Origin of the sequence: Candidatus Poriferisodalis sp., from assembly GCF_965203655.1 — a bacterium.
Taxonomy (GTDB): domain Bacteria; phylum Actinomycetota; class Acidimicrobiia; order Acidimicrobiales; family Poriferisodalaceae; genus Poriferisodalis.
This window is the reverse complement of the sequence record NZ_CBDBDD010000009.1, coordinates 227,759-248,456: the sequence shown is the minus strand read 5'-3', so window position 1 is coordinate 248,456 and position 20,698 is coordinate 227,759. Positions and strand designations below refer to the sequence as shown.

Annotated in this window: 17 protein-coding genes; 9 read left to right on the top strand and 8 right to left on the bottom strand. The window is 68.7% G+C overall.

Annotation, left to right across the window (positions count from 1 at the left end):
* Positions 1-32: 32 nt before the first annotated feature.
* From ACOGW9_RS12510 to ACOGW9_RS12495, 4 genes are all read right to left on the bottom strand, one after another.
* Complete coding sequence (locus ACOGW9_RS12510; protein WP_419911721.1) at positions 33-623, bottom strand: hypothetical protein; 591 nt, start codon at positions 621-623, stop codon at positions 33-35.
* Positions 616-3,477, bottom strand: coding sequence for a 2Fe-2S iron-sulfur cluster-binding protein (locus ACOGW9_RS12505; RefSeq protein ID WP_419911719.1), 2,862 nt, complete (start codon positions 3,475-3,477; stop codon positions 616-618). The genes ACOGW9_RS12510 and ACOGW9_RS12505 overlap by 8 nt, the downstream gene beginning before the upstream one ends.
* A gap of 61 nt (positions 3,478-3,538) precedes the next feature.
* Entirely contained in the window at positions 3,539-3,811 is a 273-nt protein-coding gene (locus ACOGW9_RS12500) for a sarcosine oxidase subunit delta (protein WP_419855371.1), read from the bottom strand.
* A 70-nt stretch (positions 3,812-3,881) separates the two neighbouring features.
* Complete coding sequence (locus tag ACOGW9_RS12495; RefSeq protein WP_419911717.1) at positions 3,882-5,192, bottom strand: FAD-dependent oxidoreductase; 1,311 nt, start codon at positions 5,190-5,192, stop codon at positions 3,882-3,884.
* Positions 5,193-5,288: 96 nt separating this feature from the next.
* Between ACOGW9_RS12495 and ACOGW9_RS12490 the strand changes: the two genes are divergently transcribed.
* The gene (locus ACOGW9_RS12490) at positions 5,289-6,185 is read left to right on the top strand and encodes a LysR family transcriptional regulator (RefSeq protein ID WP_419911715.1); all 897 of its coding nucleotides are present in this window, start codon (positions 5,289-5,291) and stop codon (positions 6,183-6,185) included.
* Positions 6,186-6,206: 21 nt separating this feature from the next.
* Here the strand turns inward: ACOGW9_RS12490 and ACOGW9_RS12485 are convergent, their stop codons facing one another.
* A complete protein-coding gene (locus ACOGW9_RS12485) occupies positions 6,207-7,394 on the bottom strand; it encodes a phytanoyl-CoA dioxygenase family protein (RefSeq protein ID WP_419911712.1) in 1,188 nt (395 codons plus the stop codon).
* A gap of 92 nt (positions 7,395-7,486) precedes the next feature.
* Between ACOGW9_RS12485 and ACOGW9_RS12480 the strand changes: the two genes are divergently transcribed.
* A complete protein-coding gene (locus ACOGW9_RS12480; RefSeq protein WP_419911710.1) occupies positions 7,487-8,275 on the top strand; it encodes an enoyl-CoA hydratase/isomerase family protein in 789 nt (262 codons plus the stop codon).
* Here ACOGW9_RS12480 and ACOGW9_RS12475 read toward each other — a convergent pair.
* Positions 8,247-9,227 (bottom strand): Dyp-type peroxidase, encoded by a 981-nt coding sequence (locus ACOGW9_RS12475; RefSeq protein ID WP_419911708.1) that lies wholly within the window; start codon positions 9,225-9,227, stop codon positions 8,247-8,249. The genes ACOGW9_RS12480 and ACOGW9_RS12475 overlap by 29 nt on opposite strands.
* A 216-nt stretch (positions 9,228-9,443) precedes the next feature.
* Between ACOGW9_RS12475 and ACOGW9_RS12470 the strand changes: the two genes are divergently transcribed.
* Positions 9,444-10,157, top strand: a complete 714-nt coding sequence (locus ACOGW9_RS12470; protein WP_419911706.1) for an alkylhydroperoxidase-related (seleno)protein — start codon at positions 9,444-9,446, stop codon at positions 10,155-10,157.
* Positions 10,158-10,205: 48 nt separating this feature from the next.
* Positions 10,206-10,559 (top strand): hypothetical protein, encoded by a 354-nt coding sequence (locus ACOGW9_RS12465; protein ID WP_419911704.1) that lies wholly within the window; start codon positions 10,206-10,208, stop codon positions 10,557-10,559.
* 45 nt (positions 10,560-10,604) lie between these two features.
* Here the strand turns inward: ACOGW9_RS12465 and ACOGW9_RS12460 are convergent, their stop codons facing one another.
* Entirely contained in the window at positions 10,605-12,344 is a 1,740-nt protein-coding gene (locus tag ACOGW9_RS12460; RefSeq protein ID WP_419911702.1) for a hypothetical protein, read from the bottom strand.
* A 103-nt stretch (positions 12,345-12,447) separates the two neighbouring features.
* Positions 12,448-12,984, bottom strand: a complete 537-nt coding sequence (locus tag ACOGW9_RS12455; RefSeq protein ID WP_419911700.1) for a YbhB/YbcL family Raf kinase inhibitor-like protein — start codon at positions 12,982-12,984, stop codon at positions 12,448-12,450.
* A 558-nt stretch (positions 12,985-13,542) separates the two neighbouring features.
* On the opposite strand from ACOGW9_RS12455, the gene ACOGW9_RS12450 reads away from it, so the two are divergent.
* The 5 genes from ACOGW9_RS12450 to ACOGW9_RS12430 all read left to right on the top strand — a co-directional run bounded on the left by ACOGW9_RS12450 (position 13,543) and on the right by ACOGW9_RS12430 (position 20,693).
* Entirely contained in the window at positions 13,543-15,273 is a 1,731-nt protein-coding gene (locus ACOGW9_RS12450; protein WP_419911698.1) for an alpha-amylase family glycosyl hydrolase, read from the top strand.
* The gene (locus tag ACOGW9_RS12445) at positions 15,270-16,289 is read left to right on the top strand and encodes a LacI family DNA-binding transcriptional regulator (RefSeq protein WP_419911696.1); all 1,020 of its coding nucleotides are present in this window, start codon (positions 15,270-15,272) and stop codon (positions 16,287-16,289) included. Before ACOGW9_RS12450 ends, ACOGW9_RS12445 begins: the two co-directional genes overlap by 4 nt.
* A gap of 201 nt (positions 16,290-16,490) precedes the next feature.
* A complete protein-coding gene (locus ACOGW9_RS12440) occupies positions 16,491-17,891 on the top strand; it encodes an ABC transporter substrate-binding protein (RefSeq protein ID WP_419911694.1) in 1,401 nt (466 codons plus the stop codon).
* Positions 17,892-18,112: 221 nt separating this feature from the next.
* A complete protein-coding gene (locus tag ACOGW9_RS12435; protein WP_419911692.1) occupies positions 18,113-19,690 on the top strand; it encodes a carbohydrate ABC transporter permease in 1,578 nt (525 codons plus the stop codon).
* Positions 19,683-20,693 carry a carbohydrate ABC transporter permease gene (locus tag ACOGW9_RS12430; RefSeq protein WP_419911691.1) on the top strand — a complete coding sequence of 337 codons (1,011 nt, stop codon included), beginning with the start codon at positions 19,683-19,685 and terminating at the stop codon, positions 20,691-20,693. The genes ACOGW9_RS12435 and ACOGW9_RS12430 overlap by 8 nt, the downstream gene beginning before the upstream one ends.
* Positions 20,694-20,698 lie beyond the last annotated feature (5 nt).

Genomic DNA, 20,698 nt, shown 5'->3' with positions numbered 1-20,698 from the left:
GCAGGCCCGCGCATCCCGATTGAGCGACTGGCTCAGCCAGCGCGAACTGCCAGGCCGAACTCGCCGCCGGCATCGATCAGCGCGTCGAAGAGGTATTGGCCGAAGGATCGGTCGCAGAAGATCAGGTAGGAGCGGACCTCGCCGCGGTCGTTGCGGGCGAGGTCGCAGGTGGCCAGGGCCACCGAGGCCGAGAGCACCGCTCCGTCGGGCGTCATGTGGTCGCTCCAGTCGATGCCGCACACCTTCTCCAGCATGCGCGTTGCCTCGGCGCCGGCCACCCGGAACATCGCCCGGCTGTGGGTCCAATCCAGCGCCGTCATGAACTCCTCGGAGTCGAGTCCGTCGAGGTCGGCGACTGCTGCAGCCACCTCGCCCGGGGTTCCCACGATGATCCACTCGCCGGGCCGGGAGCCCAGCACGAGCGCGCCGCTCGGCGCGAGGCTCGACGATCCGAACGCGGTTCCCATGCGCGCTGCCGTCGGGCCGTCGGGACTGGCTCGCACCAGCCACTTGGCGGTGGCGCTCGCGTCGGTCAGCGTCAGGTCGCCCTCTGGCCCTGCGGGATAGCTCCGTACCACCGGGCTCTCGAACGCCGGGCTCTGGGGCGATGCGGTCTCAGCCACGGAGACGCTCCCCTGCCGGGTCGAAGTGGGCGTGATGGTCGATCACCGTGGCGCTGATGCGCCTGCCGGACTCGAGCAGCACCGTCAGCTTCGTGCCGCCGGCGGCCAGGTCGGGCTCCACCTGCCCCAGGCAGATCGAGCGGTTCAGCGTCGGCGAGAAGCGCGAGGACGTGATGCGGCCCAGGATCTCGTTGGTCTCGCCCCGGACGATCTGGGCGGCTTCCTCGGGCACCACGTGGGGATCGTCGGGCTGGATGGCCACGACGAGCGGCAGCGGCCGATCGGCTGCCCACGCCAGCTCGGGCTTGCCGGCGAAGTCGTCCTTGTCGAGCTTGATCAGCGAACCCAAGCCGGTGCTGGGTCCCAGCGTCAGCCCGTCGGTGTCCTGACCGACGATGAAGTGCCCCTTCTCGAGGCGCATGATGCGCTGGCCTTCGAGGCCGAAGGGGCCGATGCCGAGATCGCTGCCAGCGTCCATGAGCGCTTCCCAGACATGGCAGCCGTGACCGGACGGCACGTGCAGCTCGAACGACAGCTCGCCGGTGAAGCCGATGCGCCACATGAAGCAGCCCTCCACGCCGGCCACGGTGGCCTGGCGGACGGTCATGTACGGGAATGCCTCGGCATCGAGGTTGACGCCCTCGCAGACCCTGCCCATGAGCTCGCGGGACTTGGGCCCGGCCACGTTGATGCTGGCGTAGGCGGTGGTGACCGGCGTGACGTGCACCTGCCAGTCGGGGCGCTCGGTCTGGAGCCAGTTCTCCACCCATTCCCACACGCCGCCGGCGCCCGAGCTGGTGGTGGACATCATGTAGTGGTCTTCGCCGAGCCGGCCGGTGACGCCGTCGTCGAGCACCACGCCGTCCTCGGCGCACATCATCCCGTAGCGCACCCGGCCGATGCCCAGCTTCATCCACTTGTTGACATACAGCAGGCTGAGCAGCTTCGGCACGTCGGGGCCGCGCAGGTCGAGCTTGCCCAGCGGTGTGACGTCGATGAGCCCGACATTCTCACGGACGTTGCGGACCTCGCCTTGGGGGTCGCCGTAGTGATCGGGGCGCAGCCACTGGCCGGCCTGGATGACCGAGACGTTGTTGGCCTCGTGCCAGGGGTGGATGGATGACACCCGCACCGGCTCGAACATCCGGCCGCCGAGCGCGCCCAGCGTGATGGGCGCGAAGGGGGGGCGCCACACGGTGGTGCCGACCTCACTGATCGTCTCACCGCGCGCCTCAGCGATGGCCGCAACGGTGTTGACCGTCTCGAGCTTGCCCTGCGAGGGCCCCATCGTGGCGGTGGTGTAGCGCTTGGCCAGCTCCACCGAGTCGTAACCCTCATGAGCGGCGGCGACGAGGTCCTTGGAGCTGATGTCCTCGGACATGTCGACCATGCCGTGGGTGTCGGCGCGGTAGAGCTCGGGATGGGGATCACGGCCGAGCGGCGCCCGCTCGTCAGGCGCCCACGCGGGCTCGTCGCCGTCGACCGGCACCGCCCGGGCGGTGCGGGCCTGCAAGCGATGGCGTACCGCAGCGGCACGGGATGCGGCGAGGCGACCGGTGTCTGCGCCGTGCTCGCGCAGCCGATCCAGATCGCCGTCGCCGGCAAGCCCGCCCGTCGCCAGCACAGTGCTGGGGGGGTCTGACGGAAAAAATCTGGCCGCGGCCGGGTCGTAGACCGGACGGTCGCCTGCCATGTTGAGCAGCGAGGTGGGGGCAGTCCAGCCTGCGGCCACCACCAGCACATCTGCTTCGACTCTTTGGGGGCCGTCGGTTCCGTCCACCATGACGGCCTCGACGGCCCGGGACGAACCTGCGGTCGAGCTGATCCGCGCGGCGGTGCGACCGTCGATGACGGCGGCGATCTCGGTGCCGGCCCGCTCGAGGTCGGCGACTGCCGCGTCGCCCTCGGCATTCGCGCTGAACACCACGGCCCGCTCGCCTGGCTTGATGCCCCACAGGTTGATGAGGCGTCGAGCCGCTCCCGGGGTGATGACCCCGGGCCGGTCGTTGCCTTCGAACACATACGGACGCTCGATCAGGCCGGGCGCCACCACCAGCGTCTTGGCGCGGGCCTTGATGAGCCGCTCGACCGCGATCGGGTGGTTGCGCTGGACGATGCCGAGCCAGTTGTCCTCATATCGACCCGTCACGGTTGAATCAGTCAGCACTTCGATGTCGGATGCGTCGAGGGCTGCCCGCAGTTCTGCCAGGGCAGCCTGATCGGCAGCATCGCTCGAATAGCGCAGATGGCCTCCGACCGCGTGCTCGTGCTCGACGAGCAGCACGCTGGCGCCGGCGTTGCTCGCGGCCAATGCCGCCTCGATGCCACCCGGTCCTGCCCCGGCCACCACCACGTCAGGGTGGGTGTAGCGCTTGTCGTGGTAGGCGTGCGGGGTGTCGAGGTCGATCTTGCCGCCCGGGGCGAACGTGGCGAGCACCCGCTCGTAGGTGGGCCACAGCCACTGCGGCCGCATGAAGGTCTTGTAGTAGAAGCCCGCCGTCAGGAAGCGCCCGAGCAGGCTGTTCGCCGCCTTGATGTCGCGGTTCAGCGACGGCCACGCGTTCTGCGAGCGGACGTCCATGCCGGACTCCAGCAAGCGGTGGCCGGCCCGCACGTTGGGATCGTCGCCCACTTGGACCATCAGGTTGGGATCCCAGTAGTCGGCGGTGAGGATCCCCCGGGGCCGGTGGTACTTCATGGACCGGGAGAAGATCTGCACTCCAGACGCGGCCAGGGCAGAGGCGATCGTGTCGCCCTCGAAGCCGCTGAAGCGCTTGCCGTTCCAGCGGAAGCGGAGCTTGGCAGCCCGGTCGATCACCTCGGTGGGCTGGACGCCCTGCCGGCTCATCGTCATGCCGCACTACCTCGCTCGCCGTCGGGCTGGGTACCCCAGACGGCACCGGGCACATACGCGCTCATGCTGCACCGCCGCGTTTGTCGCCGGGCAGGGGCGGATCTCGGAATTCGTTGGTGGCGGTGTTGCGTTCCACCGAGAACCAGCGGCGGCAGCCCGACGCGCAGTACCAGTTCTCGCGCAGCCAGCCCGCGGGGTTGTCGCGCAGGTAGAGGTAGGCCCGCCATTCCGATGGCGAGGCCGTGTTGGGGTCGGGACGGGCGTGCGATTCGCCGCCGTACCGGAGGTCGGTCGAGTTGCGTGGACCGCAGTTGGGGCACGGGACAAGCAGCATCAGTGGCCCACCACTGTCGTAATGGCGCCGGTGGGCCTCATGGCACCCGGGTCAAGCGTCTCACCGGACATCAGTGGCCCACCGACGCTGCGCCTTTTTCGCCCACCAGCTCGCCGTTGTCGAAACGGCTGAGGGCGAAGGCTTCGATCAGCTTGGGCGTCTTGCCTGTCGCGGCGGCTTCGGCTAACTGCTCGCCTGAGACCGGGGCGGCCTTGAAGCCGTAGGTGCCCCAGCCCACATCCACCAGGAAGCCGTCGACAGGCGTGAAGCCCATCACCGGCGAGTAGTCGGGAGTCATGTCGCAGAGGCCCGACCACTGGCGCAGAATCCGCATGCGCGAGATGCCGGGCATCAGCTCGAGCACGTGTCCCGCCAGCCCCTCGGTGAACTCCAGCGAGCCGCGCACCGAGTAGTTGGCGTACGGGTCGACCGAGGCGCCGAACACCAGCTCGCCCCGGTCGGTCTGGCTCACGTAGACGTGCAGCGAGCCCGACACCACCACCGTCGGCAGGAACATCTTCACCGGCTCGGTGACCGCCGCCTGCAGCGGGTGGGTGGTGATAGGCAACCGCACGCCGGCCATGGTCGAGATGAGCGATGCCCACCCGGCGGTGCAGTTGATGACGATCGGCGTGGAGATGTCGCCGCGATTGGTGCGCACGCCGGTGACTCGACCGCCTGCGCCCTTGCCGTCGGGACCATCGCCGCCTTCGCAGATGATGTCGGTGACCTCAGTCTTCTGGTGCATCTCGACGCCCATGTGGTCCGCCGCCCGGGCGTAGCCCCACACCACCGCGTCGTGGCGAACGACGCCGCCGGGCGGGTGATACAGGGCGCCCTGGATCGGGTAGCGGGGGTGGTCGGAGGTGTCGAGGCTCGGGCACTCCTGCTTGATCTCGTCGGGGCCGATCACGCTGGAATTGACGCCGCCGAGCTTGTTGACCTCGGCGCGCCAGTGCATCGTGCGCAGGGAGGCGTCGGAGTGGGCCAGCGTCAGGTGGCCCCGCTGGCTGAACATCACGTTGATGTTCAGCTCGATGGCCATCTGCTCATAGAGGTGCACCGAACGGTCGTAGAAGGCCACGCCCTCGGGCGTGAGGTAGTTGGAGCGCACGATGGCCGTGTTGCGCCCCGAGCCGCCGCTGCCCAGATAGGCCTTGTCGAGCACGGCCACATCGGTCATGCCGTGGTTGCGGGCCAGGTAGTACGCGGTGGCCAGGCCGTGCACGCCGCCGCCGATCACCACGGCGTCGTAGGACCGCTTCAGATCGCAGTCGCGCCACACGCGCGGCCAGCTCTCGCCGCGCAGGCCCTTCCAGGCCAGCGCCGCCGCCGAGTACTTCGGCGGGCGTCGCCGCAGCCGACCCCCGATTGCCGCCATCGCCATGCAGGGTAAGCACCTCGCTCGGTGACGGGAAGTATCAATTTGCGATCAATTCAGACGTGTTGCCTCTCATTCCTGCCTACGATGTGCTGCGTGAACCTGCAGCGCCTGCGCTATTTCGTCACCGTGGCCGAGGAGCTGCACTTCGGCCGAGCTGCGCAGCGACTGCACATGTCCCAGCCGCCGCTGAGCCAGCAGATACGCCTGCTGGAGCACGAACTCGATGCACCGCTCTTCGACCGCAGCACCCGCCGCGTCACGCTCACGGGGGCCGGACGGTTCCTCTATCCCGAAGCGCTGCGCCTGCTGGCGGCTGCAGACGGAGTCGAGCGCCTCATGTCTCAGCGCCGCGAAGGCCACACGGGCACGCTGCGTGTCGGCTTCGTCGACTCGGCCGCCTACGAGGTCATGCCGCGCGTGCTGGCCGAGTACCGCCGGCGGCGGCCCCGGGTCGACTTCGAGTTGCACACGCTGAGCTCGGACGAGCAGGTCAAGGCGCTGCGGGCCGGGCGCATCGACCTCGGCATCGGCAGGGCCACCGGGGATGCCGACCAGGTGGAGGCGGCCCTGGTGATGAACGAACCGCTGCTGCTGGCCGCGGGCGGCGCCCACCGGCTGGCACAGCAGCCGAATGCAGCGCTGCGTGACGTGGCCGGCGAGCCGGTCATCGGATTCGACCGGGGGGTGTCGCCCAGCCTCCACGCCGTGCTGGCGGGGATGTTCAGCGCCCAGGGTGTCGCCTATGACCCGATGATCGAGGCCACCGAGTACACCACCATCCTCGGATTCGTGGCCGCAGGCGAGGGCGTCGCCATCGTGCCCGCCAGCGTGCAGACGTTCCGCCCGCCAGGCCTGCACTACGTGCCGATCAGCGACACCGCGGCCTCGGTCCCCCTGCTGCTGCTCACCCGCTCCGGCGAACCCCTGCCGCTGGTGACCCAAGCGCTCGACGTCGTGACCGAGCTCTACAGCCCGGCGTCGGCGGCCTGAAGGGTCGAGATCGACGGTGGGTCAGATGGCGAGGTCGTTGAGGTTGTAGTCGCGGATGACCCGCTCGAAGGTCTCGTCGTTGTAGCGGAAGTCGTCCTCTAGGCCGACGAAGGGGGCGTAGGTGTAGCGGCGCTCGCCGGGGTGATGCTGCGCCCGGGCGTCGATGGCCACGGCAATCACCGACGACCGCTTGAACACGCGCTCCTCGTCGTAGACGACCACACCGTCACGCTCGTGCACCCGCAGTTGACCTGCCACGCCCAGCACCGAGCTGCGCCGGTGGAAGCCGAACGTGACCGAGATGCGCGGGTCCGCAGAGGTGTTGGCGTAGGAGCCGTGGACCATGTGACGGTTCACCACGGTCGCATCACCCGGCTCGCACAGCAGCGGGATGGCGTCGGGCAGCATGGTGCTGCCGCCGTTGTCGGCCACCTTTGCACGCAGGTCGATGCGCCCCGACGTGTGCGTGCCTGGCACGACCCACAGCGCATTCGCCGCCGTGGTGTCATACAGCTGCACCTGGAAGTTGAAGCCGTGAATGCCCATGTCCCAGTCGGGGTTGTCCCAGTGGGTGACGCCGTCCTGGTGCCACGACACCGAGCCGCCCAGCCCGGGTTCCTTCACGAAGATGGCGTCGTTGTAGGGAACGAAGTCGGGGCCGTTGATGCTCTCGGCGATCGACATCAGGTCGGGATGGCCGTACAGCCGCAGCGCGGAGGGCATCGACTGGCACATGCCGAAGATCAGGTAGACCACATCAGGCGGGGCGTCGGCATCGGGGGTCGGCTGGTCCATCTGGACCTGGTGGCGACCGCCGAGGGCGCTGGTGCCGCCGAACGGGTCTGACAGCGGCGCGATGTGGATGTACGGCTCGACTGCGTAGTCGCGGCCCAGCGCGGGCCGGCCGTGACGGTCCACCTCTGCGCCTTGGCGCACCGGCGCCCGCTCGATGACCTCGCCCACCTCGGATCGGAGTTCGGCAATCTCGTCTGGGCCGACGACGCCGGTGAACACGTAGAAGCCGTGCTTCCAGTAGTTCTCCAGGATCTCGGGATGCAGCTTGCCGTCGGGCCCAAACCGGACGGGACCCCTGTTGCCGGTCTCGTGGGCTCGCTCCACGCCGCCGGCGAGGTAGTCGGCCATGTCTGCGAGGTGCTGCTCTCTCGTCGGCGCATCGGCCGCTTCCGTTCGATCCGCAACGTCAGTCATCGCGCTCCCCCAGGCAGTCCCCGTCGAAACGATGGTAATCGGGCAACCCGCCGGCTCTCTCGTTGATATCCGCGACCTGCGAGCATGAAGCCATGGAGTTCGCTGAGTACGCAGACCGATATCGCACCGCCGAGGTGACCCGCGACGACGCCGGGGTGGTGACCGTTCGCATGAACACCCGCGGCGGGCCGCTGCAGTGGGGCGGCCGCCCGCACCGTGAGCTGCCCGAGCTGTTCATGGCACTGGCGTCCGACCGCGACATCAAGGTGGTGATCCTGACCGGCACCGGAGACTCGTTCATCGAGCTGCCCGACGAGGTCAATGCGCTCGCCGAGGGGCGCGCCAACGCGACGGTGTGGGACCGCATCATCTGGGAGGGCAACCGGCTCGTCGACCAGATGCTGGATATCGAGGTGCCGATGATCGCCGCAGTGAACGGCCCGGTGACAGTGCATTCGGAGCTGGCGGTGCTGTGCGACATCGTGCTCGCCGCAGAAGGGGCCTACTTCCAGGACGCCCCGCACTTCCCCGGCGGGCTGGTCCCCGGCGACAGCATGCAGATCGTCTGGCCGATGCTGCTCGGCCCGAACCGCGGCCGCTACTTCCTGCTCACCGGCCAGCAGATCGACGCCGCCGAGGCCCACGAGCTCGGCATCGTGGGCGAGGTGCTGCCCGCCGACGGCTTGATGGCTCGCGCTCAGGAGATCGCCGCCGACCTGGCCAAGCTGAACCCGATCCTGCTGCGCAACACGTGCCACGCGCTGGTCCGCCCGCTGCGACGCGCCATGGCCGACGACCTGCACACGGGCCTCGCACTCGAGGCGATCGCCTCGATGTCAGCCCGCGAATGGTTCAGGGACCAAGCCGCCGACGACGCCTAGGAACGCCGCTGGGATTGGATTCGCAGCCGGTGATGGCGTCGAGGGTTTCCTCGCTGGGAGCGAAGTAGAACGAGCCCGAGGCCGGGTTCGAGAAGTCGGTGATGGCGTCGCGCACGCCGTCGGCGTCGTCGAGGCCGTACATCCGGCGCAGGCGGCGCCGCAGCGGCGCCTGGTCCTTGCAGAACGCCATGAAGTACAGGCCCACGGTGCCGTCGTGGAATGCGTACGGCGTGGAGCGGCGGGCGATCTCGTTGATCTTGTCGCTGCCCTCGTTGCCGTGGTTGCCATCCGCGCGCAGCTCCACATGGCTCAGGTGGCTGTAGGGCTCCTGGCTGTCGGTCTTGTCGGTCTCGGGGAACTTCTTGCGCCCGAAGTTCTTTTCCTGCTGCTCATCGGAGAGCGCGTTCCAGCCGTCGAGGTCGTGCACCCAGCGCTGGGCGATGATGTGGCTGCCGCCCGCACCCGGATCGCCGTCGGGCACGATGGCCACGGCTGGCTGATCCTCGTCGGCGGGGTTGCCGGTGCCGTCCTTGAAGCCGGTCATGTCCAGCGAGTCGCCGTAGATGAACGTGGGCGTCTCACGAGCGACGGCCATGTGGCCGGCCAGCGCGGTGCGGGCGTCGTACTGCACCTTCCACACCTTGTCCTTGTCGTCGTGGTTCAGCCACAGCAGCAGCTCTTCCTGAGTGCCCTTGGCTTCGCGCCCCGAGCCGTCCTCTGACTTGACGGTCACGTACTCCTGGAAGTCGTCGGGCACGTCGTCGGTCAGGTCACCCAGCAGGCCCGGGCCGATGCCGACGGTCAGGTTGATGCCCTGGTCGTCCGCGGCTGCTCTGGTGGCTGCGATCACAGACTTGATGACACCGAGGTCAGCGCCCTCGACACGACTCAAGTGGACGTACCACTGGTTGGCGCCCATTTCATTGAAGATGGCCTTCTGCGGCGTCGGCATCTGTGCTCCTTGAGGGGTTCGGTTGTGCAAGCGGAATCAACCGCGCCCGGCGTCGCTCAGGGCGGCGCGGCGGCGAGATTGCGAGGCTGATCGTAGGCCAACCGTCGCGGCCCGCGCACCGCCGGTTCCTGCTCTTCGATATGGCCGCAGTGCGTCTGCCCGACGTGTGCCAGCATGTGGCGGTCGCCACTGCCCACAACGAGCGGAGATGCAGCCATGAGCATCGCAGCACCACAACGCACCTACGACAGTGAGCTGCCGATCCGGGACGATCTGGGAGCCGCCCATGGGGAGATCGCGGCCCGCTGGTCGCGGCCAGGCACCTGGTGGACCGGCGAGCAGCGCGCCGAGATCGTGCGGCAGGTGCGCGCAGCCCGAGACCATCGCAGCGACGATGGCGGCGCACTGCCGCCGTGGGTGCAGCCCAGCACCGTCGACGGCCTTGTCGATGCTGACGGCCCGCTGCCCGCCGCCGCAGTCGATGCGGTGTGGCGCATCACCAACCACCCGGGAACGCTGACCGAAGACTGGTACCAGTCGATCGTCGATCGCGGCACCGATCCGCTGGCCTATGTGGAGCTGGTGGGGCTGGTCGCGCAGTCCAACTGCGTCGATCGTTTCGCCGACGCGCTGGAGCTGCCGCGCATCGAGCTGGACGAGCCCGCCGACGGCCCGCCGGGGCGGGAGGGCGCGCCTGCGGCCGTGAAGTACCACTGGGTTCCCACGGCGGACATCAAGATGCCCAACGTCATCAAGGCGCTCAGCGCCGTGCCGGCGGAGAACGAGGCGCTGTTCATCCTCTCCGACGCCCAGTACGTGCCGATGGAGCGCGTGCGGGGCGATGTGGTGTCGGACCGCAACTCGCTCACCCGGCCCCAGATCGAGGTGCTCGCAGCGCGGACATCGAAGCTCAACGAGTGCTTCTACTGAACGTCTGCACATGCGTTGCTGCTCGGTCTGAGCGGCCAACAGAAGGGCATGGACGTCGGATACGACACCGTCAACGGCTCCGAGAGTGGTGACGGGGGCGTGCCCCACGGCGCACTGCTGGCCCGCATCGCGGAGGCGATGTGGGAAGGCGACGCCACCGAGATGGCAGCAGCCCGAGCCGCTCTCACTGACGCTGCCGGCGCCGATGTGATGGTCGATGCGGTGGCGGTCAGCGCCAACTTCCACATGATGACCCGTGTCGCCGACGGCACCGGCACCCCGCTCGATCCGGGGACGTTCGACATGTCGGCACCGGTGCGCGAGGCCTGTGACCTCAACGGATTCGTGTCGCGCCGCGACCCCCAAGGCGAGCGCCAGGGGGCTGCCGGGCTTTCCGGCTGACACCACGAGGCCCGTGCCGGCAGCGCTGCCGGCGCAGCCTGCTCGTCAGGACTTGAAGCGCTTCGTCGGCATATGCGGGCCGATGTAGCCCACATGCACCTTCCCGGTCGACCCTCGCGTGTCATCGTGGAAGTAGAGCCGCGGCGCCATCGATCCGTTCGCCAGCTTCAGGTGCGACTGCATCACGGTCTGGCCTGAGGGGTCGACGCCCTTCGAGACCGGCAGCACGCGGTGCTGGCGCAGCTCGGGACGTCGCATCACCTCTTCGGACTCGTTCATCGCCAGTTTCTTGGCATTCGCGAACCAGGCGCGCTCGTGCTTGCTGCGGGCGCACCAGTCGCGGAAGTCGCCGAAGTCGTCGCCCTTGTGCGCGTACACCTCGAGGGCGAGCAGGCCGTCGAACACGCTGCGAGCCCATGACCTGGACTCGATGGCACTGTCGAGGTCGGCGATGCGGTGTTCCGCCTCGGGCGGGATTTCGACTTTGCGCAGATTGATCCGCGCGAGCGAGAGGGCTTGGCGGATGGAGGTCACCTGCGGGTACTTGGTGTGCGAGGGATCGGCATCGGACGCCGCAGTCATCTCAGACGACATCAGGGCCCTGACGGTTTGATCCCGTGACTCCTCCAGCAGCTGGTGCAGTTGCTCGACCCGCTGCTGGGCCATCTCGAGTTCTTCGAGCACGTCGTAGAGCTGCTCGGACTGCTCGTCACGCTCGGCCCGGGCCGCGGTTCGCTCCTCGCGGGCTTGGTAGAGCGCGGCCCAGACCGCCTCCACCTCGGTCTCGAGGGCTTCGGCCCGCTCGGCCGCGTCGGTGTCGGGCGAGGGCTCGTAGCGCTCGCGGCGATCGCCCAGCAGCTGGCGCGATCGGCGGTAGAGCTCGGGCGGCTCGCGGTCAACCAGCATCGACTGGAGCAGGCGGCCGAACCAGCGGCCCGTTTCGTCGGGCTCGCTTCGCACGAACTCCGCAGCAAGCGTCCGGTGACGGTGCGGCTCGTGCTCGCCGGGCAGGTACAGCCGAGCCTCGCCGGGCTGAACGTCGAGCTCGGGTCCCATCGCCACCTGGAAGGGATTGATCGTCTGCGCCGGCAGCACGTAGACACGGGCCAGTCCTGCCAGGTGGCGTGCCGTTGCACGAGCGCGGTCCATCGTGGGACCCGGCCCGTCGAGGTAGTCATGCGCCAGCACGACGTACGGCATCACCCGGTTCGCGCCGCGCAACGCGTTCGCGAGCGGCACGACCGCCTGGCGTGTCGGTTCGACCGCAAGCGGGCGGGTGCCCAGCCGTTCCGTTGCCATGCGGGGCCGGCCGCCACCGCGTTCGGCGTCATCCAGCAGCGTGCATACGAGGTCCTGTACCTCGCCGACGTTGGCGGCCGCGGCCTGCTCGTGACCCATCTCCACATCGATCCACACCCAGCCGTCCGTGCCGTTGGTCAGCACGCGCAGGACGACTACGGATGAACTCGACGGTCCCTGCTGGTCCAGCTCCAGCAGCGTCTCGGAGACACCGCCATGCGCAGCGGTCTCGCGGCGAAGGTTCACCCGCACCCCATCGGTGGCGGCCTCGCCGCCGAACCCGTTCGAGGGCCCGTCGGGCGTCGGCTCGCCGGACGCGGGCTTTTCCGCGCCCGCTGCGGCGTCGCCGCCAAGCTGCGGGTGGAGCGTCCGAGCCCATGCTCGAAACGTGCGCGCAGCAAGCTCGTGCAGACCTGGACGGTCGTCATTCCACATCGCCCGGTACACCACCGGAGTCGCAGTGGGCCGCATCTGGGCGGAGCTCACGGGGCTGCCTCGGATACGGGGCCTGGGGCTGGTGCCACCACGCCGACGTGCGATCTAGCCGGTGGGACCGGAACGCCGCTGCGGGCATCCCCGGTCGTCACAGCTAGCCCTGTTCGTAGACGGGCGTGATGAGGGCGCGGGCCAGCGTCGTGCCGAACATGTTGAAGCCGCAGATCGCGGGCGAGACGCTCTCGTCGATCGGCAGCGCCTCAACGCTCAGCGCGTGCACGGCGAACATGTAGCGGTGCGGGCCGTGACCGGCAGGCGGCGCAGAACCCAGGTAGCCGGAGAGTCCGGCATCGTTGCGAAGCTGCTTGGCGCCCTCAGGCAGTCCGCCGCCTTCGGCATCGCCGGCACCTGAGGCAAGCTCGGCGCACGACGCGGGAATGTCGTACACCACCCAGTGCCAGAACCCGCTGCCGGTCGGTGCGTCGGGGTCGAAGCAGGTCACGGCGTAGCTCTGGGTCCCGTCGGGCGCTCCGGACCACGCCAGGTGGGGCGATCGATCTTCGCCGCCGGCACCGAAAATGCCCGAGACCTGCGGCATCGGCAGCATCTGACCATCCGCTACGTCGTCGCTTCGCACCTCGAACGACGCAACTGCGGGAAGGAAGTCATAGGGACTGGGAGGCTGTGGCATCACAGGCACCTTTCTGTTCGCTGAACCGGTGGGATGTGGATGAGGCACTCGGTCCGCTGTGCGACCGGATCCACCGCGTCGGCGCCAGGCCGAACCGCGCGCCAAGCCTTGACACTATTCGTTCACGGTCGTTCGCGATTCTGTCGTCGGATGCCGCCCGAGCATGCTGACCTGCCGCCGTGGCCGCGCGCTGGCAGCGCGCTCGGGCATGGGCATTCATGCCCGTATGCAGCACCCTCAGCGCCGCTCGGGGCAACGAAATGGCACGTACTTGCCGTTTTGGGCTAAACAAGCGGCGTGTTCACCGCCCGGAGTGCGCACTCCGGGCTGCACATCACACAACCCAAACTGACAGACCAAGGACCGGCCCGCTTCTGCGGGCCGGTCTTTGGGTTGCACAGCCCAGCCCGTTAGCTGCCTGCTCGCGCGGCGGCTTCAGCGCCTCGCGGTGACTTACGCAGCCGGCGCATGGACAGATCCTGCAATCGCTTGCAGATTGAGGGCAGACTGACAGCCGTCAGCGAAGCACCTCACCATTGGACGACTGGAGACGGCGCGATGGCTCACAGCCCGACATCCGCCCGCCACACGCCCTCACCGTGGTGGATGGACGCCGTGGGCTACCAGGTGTACCTGCGGTCCTTCGCCGACTCGAACGACGACGGCATCGGCGACCTGGCCGGCATCCGGTCCAAGCTCGGCTACCTCAGCGACCTCGGGGTCGACTTCGTCTGGATCACGCCCTTCTACCCCACGCCCGGACACGACTGGGGCTACGACGTCGCCGACTACTGCGACGTCGACCCGCTGTTCGGCGACCTGGACGCCTTCGAGGCGCTGGTGGCCGATGCCGCCGATCGGCGCATCCGCGTGGTGACCGACCTCGTTCCCAACCACACGAGCAGCGATCACCGCTGGTTCCAAGCCGCGCTGGGCAACGCCGGCGAAGCTGAGCGGGCGCGCTACCGGGACTACTACATCTGGCGAGACCCCGCCCCCGACGGCGGGCCGCCGAATAACTGGGTGGGTTACTTCGGCGGTCCGGCGTGGACGCTGGAGCCCGAATCAGGCCAGTACTACCTGCACCTGTTCCTGCCGTCACAGCCTGACCTGAATTGGCGCAACCCCGCCGTGGCCGACGAGTGGGACCAGATCCTGCGGTTCTGGCTGGACCGCGGCGTCGCCGGCTTCCGCGTCGACGTGGCCGGCGGATTGGTCAAGGACGCCGAGCTTCGCTCGAATCCCCAGCTCCTGCCGATCCCGCCCCGGGCGTCGCGCTGGGAGCAGTGGGACTGCTTCGAGCATCTCTATGACGTCTTCCAGCCCGAGAGCCAGGACGTGTTCCGTCGCTGGCGGAAGATCTGTGACGACTACGGAGCGTTCCTGCACGGCGAGACGTACCACCTCGACCCGCGGGGCATGGACGACCTGCTGCCGCCCGACGGCATGCACGGCGGCTACTGGTTCGCGCCGATGCACATCGACTGGGAGCCCAACGAGATCCGCAGGACGCTCCGCGGTCCGTCGAGCGGCTTGGCCGGCCGACTGCTGTGGGCGATGAGCAGCCACGACATGCCCCGGGCGCCGACCCGTTTCGCGCCAGACTCGAGCGCTGAGGGCACTGCTGGGGTCTCGCGGCGCTGGGGTGCTGCGCGCACCCTCGCCTTCAACGTGCTCGCCGCCTTCCTGCCCGGCACCCTGGTGCTGTACCAAGGCGAAGAACTCGGTCTGGCCGACGGCGAGGTCGCTGCCGAGGACAAGCTGGACCCCGTCGGTCCCGACGACGACGTGAGCGCCGGGCGAGACGGCTGCCGCACGCCGATGCCGTGGGGCGACGGCCCCCACAACGGCTTCTCGGCCGCCGAGCCGTGGCTGCGCTCGGCCGAGCGTCCCGTCGGCGAGACGGCTGGGGCGCAGTCCCAGGACGAGCGGTCGTGGCTGGGGGCGTACCGGACGCTGCTGGACGTGCAGCAGCGAGTGCGGTCAGCATTCTCGAACGGGTCCGCCGGCGGTGCCGAAACAAGCGGCGATGAAGCAGTGGAGTGGACCGACAGCGGCCGCGGTCCGGTCATCTCGTACCGCCGCGGCCGCATCGGGGTCGCAGCCAGCGTCGGCGGGACCTCGGTCGAAGTGGAGATCCCAGCCGCTGCCACCGTGCTGTACGACTCGGCGTCCGCTTGCCCCCACCCCCACGACGGCGCTGCCGGACCCTGCGGGAGCCGCGGGCCAGGACAGTCGAACGGGCCGTACCTGCTCGCCCCGGCGAGCGCGGTGGTGTGGCAGGAATGACCGGTCCCATGGTTCGGATCGGCGATGTCGCCCGAGCCGCGGGAGTGTCCACCGCAACCGTCAGCCGGGCCTTGCGGGGCCTGCGCCACGTCGCGCCGGCCACACGGCAAAGAGTGCTCACGGCCGCTGCCGAACTCGACTACCGGCCCAACCTGCCGGCGGCCCGGCTGGCCGCCGGAACGACCAACACAATCGCTGCTGCGGTGCCCGACCCGGCCGCATGGTTCAACGCGACGATCGTGGGTGCCTTGGGCCGCCACACAACCGCCGCGGGCTACGACTTGCTGCTGTCGGGGGTCGCGAGCTCCGAAGAACGACAGCGCTTCATCGAGCTGAACGGCGTGAGATCGGGTCGCAGCGACGCGGTGGTGCTGATTGACGTCGCCGTGGACACCGAAGTCGCAAGCGCCTTCGTCGCTCAGGGCGGCTGTGCTGTCACCGTCGGCTTCCGGACATCGGCACTCAGCTCGGTGACGGTCGACAACGTGGCCGCTGGCCGCGCCGCTACTGAGATCCTGCTCGACCACGGCCACCGGCGCATCGGGCTGCTCAGCCTCAGCAGCGGCGATTCGCTCAACTTCTCGATTCCCAGCCAGCGGGCCCAGGGCTACGCCGGGGCGCACAGCACAGCTGGGCTGGCGCCGGATCCTGCGATGACGGTCTCGACGAGCAACAGCTGGGCCGAGGCCCGCCGGGCGGCCCATGTGCTGCTCGGCGCCGCAGAGCCGCCGAGTGCGATCTTTGCCATGTGCGACGAGCAGGCGTTCGGCGTCATGCTCGCGGCGCGCGACCTGGGTCTGCGCATCCCGGACGATCTGTCGCTGGTCGGGGTCGACGACCACGACCAGAGCCGCCTCGTGGGCCTGACCACGGTGCGACAGCACGTCGCTGACCAAGGCGTGGCGGCTGCCGATCTCGTGCTGGCCGCGCTCACCTCCGCCGCCTCAGCGCCCGACCACATCCAGCTCGACACCGAACTGATCGTCCGTGACTCGGTGGGGCCGCCCCCAAGCTGAGCCCAACGACGACATGCACAGCGCCGAACGCCCACGGGATATGACGGGAGTGCACGACGTGACCGCATGTCGCGGTCGAACCTCGGGTGGCCAGCAAGACACGTCCATTCGGCGGTCCGCTAGGCTGCGGCAACGGCGTCTGCAAGCGCTTGCAACGTGTCACGAGGGCGCACCGTCGTGCGGCCCCACAGGGAGGAACACATGAGAGATCACAGCAACAGACGTACCCGCCTCCGCGGGGCGCGTCTTCTGGCTATCGCACTGGCATTCGGGCTGATCGCAGCTGCATGCGCCAGCGACGATGACGAGGACGCGGCAGCGACGACCGCCGCTGCCGCGGCGGCGACCACTGCCGCCGCGCCAGCCACCACCGAAGCTGCTGACCCCCTCGAAGGCACCAAGGTCACGGTCTTCGGTCCCGAGTCGAGCGACGAAGAGGCCGGCGCGCTGCGCGACGCCCTCGATCATTTCGCCGCGCAGACCGGTATCGAGATCACCTACACCGGTGCCCGCGACGCCGCGGATCAGATCAACGCCCAGGCCGCCGGCGGCAACCCGCCGGACATCTTCATCTTCCCGCAGCCGGGCAAGCTGGCCGACTTCGCGCGTGACGGCCACCTCGTCGCGCTGCCCGACGACGTGATCGCTGCGATGAACGAGCACTGGACGCCCGCATGGACGGCATTCGGCGACGTCGACGGCACCCAGTACGGCATCCCGAACAAGTCCGACCTCAAGTCGCTGGTCTGGTACAAGCCGGCGCTGTTCGAGTCGAAGGGCTACTCGGTGCCCGGCACCTGGGACGAGCTCAAGGCGCTGTCGGCGGAGATGATCGCCAACGGCGACACGCCGTTCTGCATCGGCATCGAGAGCGGTCCTGCCACGGGCTGGACCTTCACCGACTGGGTCGAGGACCTGATGCTGCGCTTCCATACGCCTGACGAATACGACGCATGGGTTGCCGGCGAGCTGGCATTCTCCAGCGACGAGGTCAGCGGCGTGTTCACCGAAGTGCTCGACCTGTGGAACACACCGGGCATGGTGTTCGCAGCAGGCGGCTCCATCGCCGCGACGCCGTTCGGCGACAACGGCCAGCCGCTGGTCGACAACGACTGCATGATGCACCGTCAGGCGTCCTTCTACGCCGCGTTCATCCCCGAGGGAACCGTGTTCGCTGACGGCTCGGCCGACGCAGTGGACACCTTCTACTTCCCGTCGGTCAGGGGCGACCAGCCTGTGCTGGGCGCCGGCACCCTGGTGGGCGCCTTCCGTGACGCTCCCGAGGTGTGGGAGGTCATGAAGTACTTCGGCAGCTCCGAGTATGCCGAGGTCCGCCAGCGGGCACAGACCGAGCGCAAGGGCGGCGGTCTGTCCGGCTTCCTGTCGGCTGCGACGAACCAGGACCCGAGCGTGTACCAGCCGCTCGAGCAGTCCTTCCTCAGCATCTTGCAGAACGCCGATGTCGTGCGCTTCGACGGTTCAGACCTGATGCCTGCCGAGGTGGGCGCCGGCACGTTCTGGACCGAGGGCACCGCAGTGGTCAACGGCGACAAGACCGTCGCCGAGGCCACCCAGGCCATCGACGACAGCTGGCCCGGCTGAGGCTGAGCCGCTTCTGGCCGGTTCCGCGCCGCGAGGCGCATCTGCCGGCGAGATCACATCCATAGACGAAGGGCCGTCCCGCCCGTGCGGGGCGGCCTTTCGCTTGTCCCCGAGGCTGAGCCCCGGGCACGAGCGGCCCACCAGCCCAATCGCATGAGACCGGGGAGCCAGAGCGGGAAGCAAAGGCGTCGCAGCGTTGCACCGGGTGCAAGACTGCGACGATGGCAGCGCTGTGGGGGGCCTTCGTCGGCGTGGTGATTTCCGTCGGCGCCAGCGCCGCTCTGTTCTGGGGCACTCATCGGCTGTTCGCACTGGTGGAGCGCCGATGGGCCGTGGTGGCAGCCGTGTCGGGCGCGATCGCCGGTGGGGTCGCGGGCGCGCTGGCGGCCGGCATTCGCAGCGGACCCGAGTCCGAGCAATTGCTGGCCGGCTCATCGCTCGTCTGGATCGTCGGCGGCGCTGCTGCCGGGGGGCTGGTGGGCATCGCCGTGGGCATCCGCTGGCCGCTGTCGGCGGCCCGCATCGTGGCTGTGCAGAGCCGCCTGCGGGCGCTGACGTTCGTGGGTCCGGCGATGCTGTTCGTCGCGCTGGGGCTGATCATCCCGCTGCTGCGCACCATCTACCTGTCGCTGTTCGACAAGCGCGGCACCGACTTCCGCGGGCTGGCCAACTACGGCGAGATATTCACCAACGCCCAGAGTCTCGACCTCTCCGGCTGGTCGGGCATCTTTGGCAGCCAGCTGTTCTACGGCGCCGTCGTGCTGTTCGTCTTGATGGCCGTCATTGCGCTGTACCGGGGCCGTCGGCGCGGCGTCCGGGCCGACTTCTCCGCCGGCACAGTCGGGATCGGGCTCGGCGCCGGCCTGCTGCTGAGCTTCGCCGTGTTCGCCAGCCTGCGCGGCACGGTCATGAACAACCTGTGGTGGGTGGTGGCGGTCACCTTCCTGTCCACGGCGCTCGGCCTGCTCGCCGCAGTGATCGCAGATCGCGTCAAGCGCGAATCGCTCGCCAAGAGCCTCATCTTCTTGCCGATGGCGATCTCGTTCGTCGGCGCGGGGATCATCTGGCGCTTCATGTACATCGCCAGGCCTCCGCAAAAGAGCCAGACCGGGCTGCTCAACGCCGTCTGGGTCTGGCTCGGCACGCTGAGGCCCTCCACCGGCGGCGCCTGGGCCGCCGTCGCCGTCCTGGCCTCGGTGACCGTCCTGCTCACCGGCCTGTGCGCCTTCGGCGTACGACGTCGCCAGACGGCGATCGCGGTGGGATCTGCGACGGCGGCGATCCCGCTGCTGTGGCTGATCTACCGCTTCGTGGGCCCCGGCGTGGGCGGCTCGGTCGCAGGTCCCAACGACGAGCCGATCGCCGGCACGATCCTGTTCGTCCAGGAATCGCCGTTCAACAACGTGTGGCTGATGGTGGTGCTGATCTGGATCCAGACCGGCTTTGCCATGGTCATCCTGTCGGCCGCCATCAAAGCAGTGCCCGCCGACCTGATCGAAGCCGCCCGGGTGGACGGCGCCGACGAGCGACAGGTCTTCTTCCAAGTGACGCTGCCCACGATCGTCCCCACGATCACCGTCGTCATGACCGCCATGATCGTACTGGTGATGAAGGTGTTCGACATCGTGCGGGTGATGACCAACGGGAACTTCGGCACCCAGGTCATCGCCAACGAGATGTGGCAGCGCAGCTTCACCGAGTTCAACCTGGGGCTGGGATCGGCCTTGGCGGTGGTGCTGTTCCTGGGCGTGGTACCGGTGATGGGCCTCAACATCAGGCAGATGCAGCGCGGTGAGTAGCGCAGCGGCGGGAAGCGTGGCCGACCGGGCCGAGGCCGCTGGGCCGCCGGCTGGCGGCTCGGCGCAGCGCGGACGCCGGGGCCCCGACCGCGTCGGGCGGGCGGTGTACCGCTTCTTGCGCTCGATACCCACCTGGGTGCTGTGGCTGATGGTGATCGTGTGGAGCGTGCCTACTGGCAGTCTGTTCCTCAACTCGTTCCGCCACCGTGACGACCAGAGAGCTTCGGGCTGGTGGACTTCGTTCACCGAAGGCAACTGGACGCTCGAGAACTACAGCGACGTGCTGTCGTCGGGCCAGCAGACAGGCGGGCTGTGGCAGGCGCTGCTCAACTCATTCGCCATCGCCATCCCGGCCACCGTCATCCCGATCGCCATCGCCGCCCTGGCGGCCTACGCGTTCGCGTGGATCCCCTTCCGGGGTCGCGAGTGGCTGTTCATCGGCACCGTCTCGCTGCTGGCCCTGCCCAACCAGGTGGCGTTGCTGCCGCTGCTGCAGATGTTCTCCGGCGGTGCCCACTGGACACTGCCCGGAACCGAGATCGTGATCACGCTGTTCCCCGACTTCAGCCTGGCCGGTACTGCGACGGCCGTCTGGCTGACCCACACGGCGTTTGCTCTGCCGTTCGCCATCTTCCTGCTGCACAACTACATCTCGACACTGCCGGGTGAGCTGTTCGAGGCGGCCCGCATCGACGGTGCCGACCACTTCACCATCTTCTGGCGCATCGTGGTGCCGCTGTCGGTGCCCGCGCTGGCAGCCTTTGCGATCTTCCAGTTCCTGTGGACGTGGAACGACTACCTGATCGCTCTGACCATGCTCGGCGCTGCGGGCGAGAACTACCCCGCCACCATCAAGATCGCCTCGATGGCCGGCGAGTTCGGCCTGCGAGAGCACCTGCTGTCGGCGGGAGCGTTCGTGCAGGCAGGCGTGCCGATGCTGGTGTTCTTCTTCTTGCAGCGGTTCTTCGTGCGCGGCCTGCTGGCGGGTTCTGTGAAATCCTGAGTCGC

Coding starts and splice junctions, on each gene's coding strand:
- ACOGW9_RS12505 (WP_419911719.1), bottom strand. CDS start 3,477: ATGACGATGAGCCGGCAGGGCGTCCAGCCCACCGAGGTGATCGACCGG.
- ACOGW9_RS12500 (WP_419855371.1), bottom strand. CDS start 3,811: ATGCTGCTTGTCCCGTGCCCCAACTGCGGTCCACGCAACTCGACCGAC.
- ACOGW9_RS12495 (WP_419911717.1), bottom strand. CDS start 5,192: ATGGCGGCAATCGGGGGTCGGCTGCGGCGACGCCCGCCGAAGTACTCG.
- ACOGW9_RS12485 (WP_419911712.1), bottom strand. CDS start 7,394: ATGACTGACGTTGCGGATCGAACGGAAGCGGCCGATGCGCCGACGAGA.
- ACOGW9_RS12480 (WP_419911710.1), top strand. CDS start 7,487: ATGGAGTTCGCTGAGTACGCAGACCGATATCGCACCGCCGAGGTGACC.
- ACOGW9_RS12475 (WP_419911708.1), bottom strand. CDS start 9,227: ATGCCGACGCCGCAGAAGGCCATCTTCAATGAAATGGGCGCCAACCAG.
- ACOGW9_RS12470 (WP_419911706.1), top strand. CDS start 9,444: ATGAGCATCGCAGCACCACAACGCACCTACGACAGTGAGCTGCCGATC.
- ACOGW9_RS12465 (WP_419911704.1), top strand. CDS start 10,206: ATGGACGTCGGATACGACACCGTCAACGGCTCCGAGAGTGGTGACGGG.
- ACOGW9_RS12455 (WP_419911700.1), bottom strand. CDS start 12,984: ATGCCACAGCCTCCCAGTCCCTATGACTTCCTTCCCGCAGTTGCGTCG.
- ACOGW9_RS12450 (WP_419911698.1), top strand. CDS start 13,543: ATGGCTCACAGCCCGACATCCGCCCGCCACACGCCCTCACCGTGGTGG.
- ACOGW9_RS12445 (WP_419911696.1), top strand. CDS start 15,270: ATGACCGGTCCCATGGTTCGGATCGGCGATGTCGCCCGAGCCGCGGGA.
- ACOGW9_RS12440 (WP_419911694.1), top strand. CDS start 16,491: ATGAGAGATCACAGCAACAGACGTACCCGCCTCCGCGGGGCGCGTCTT.
- ACOGW9_RS12435 (WP_419911692.1), top strand. CDS start 18,113: ATGGCAGCGCTGTGGGGGGCCTTCGTCGGCGTGGTGATTTCCGTCGGC.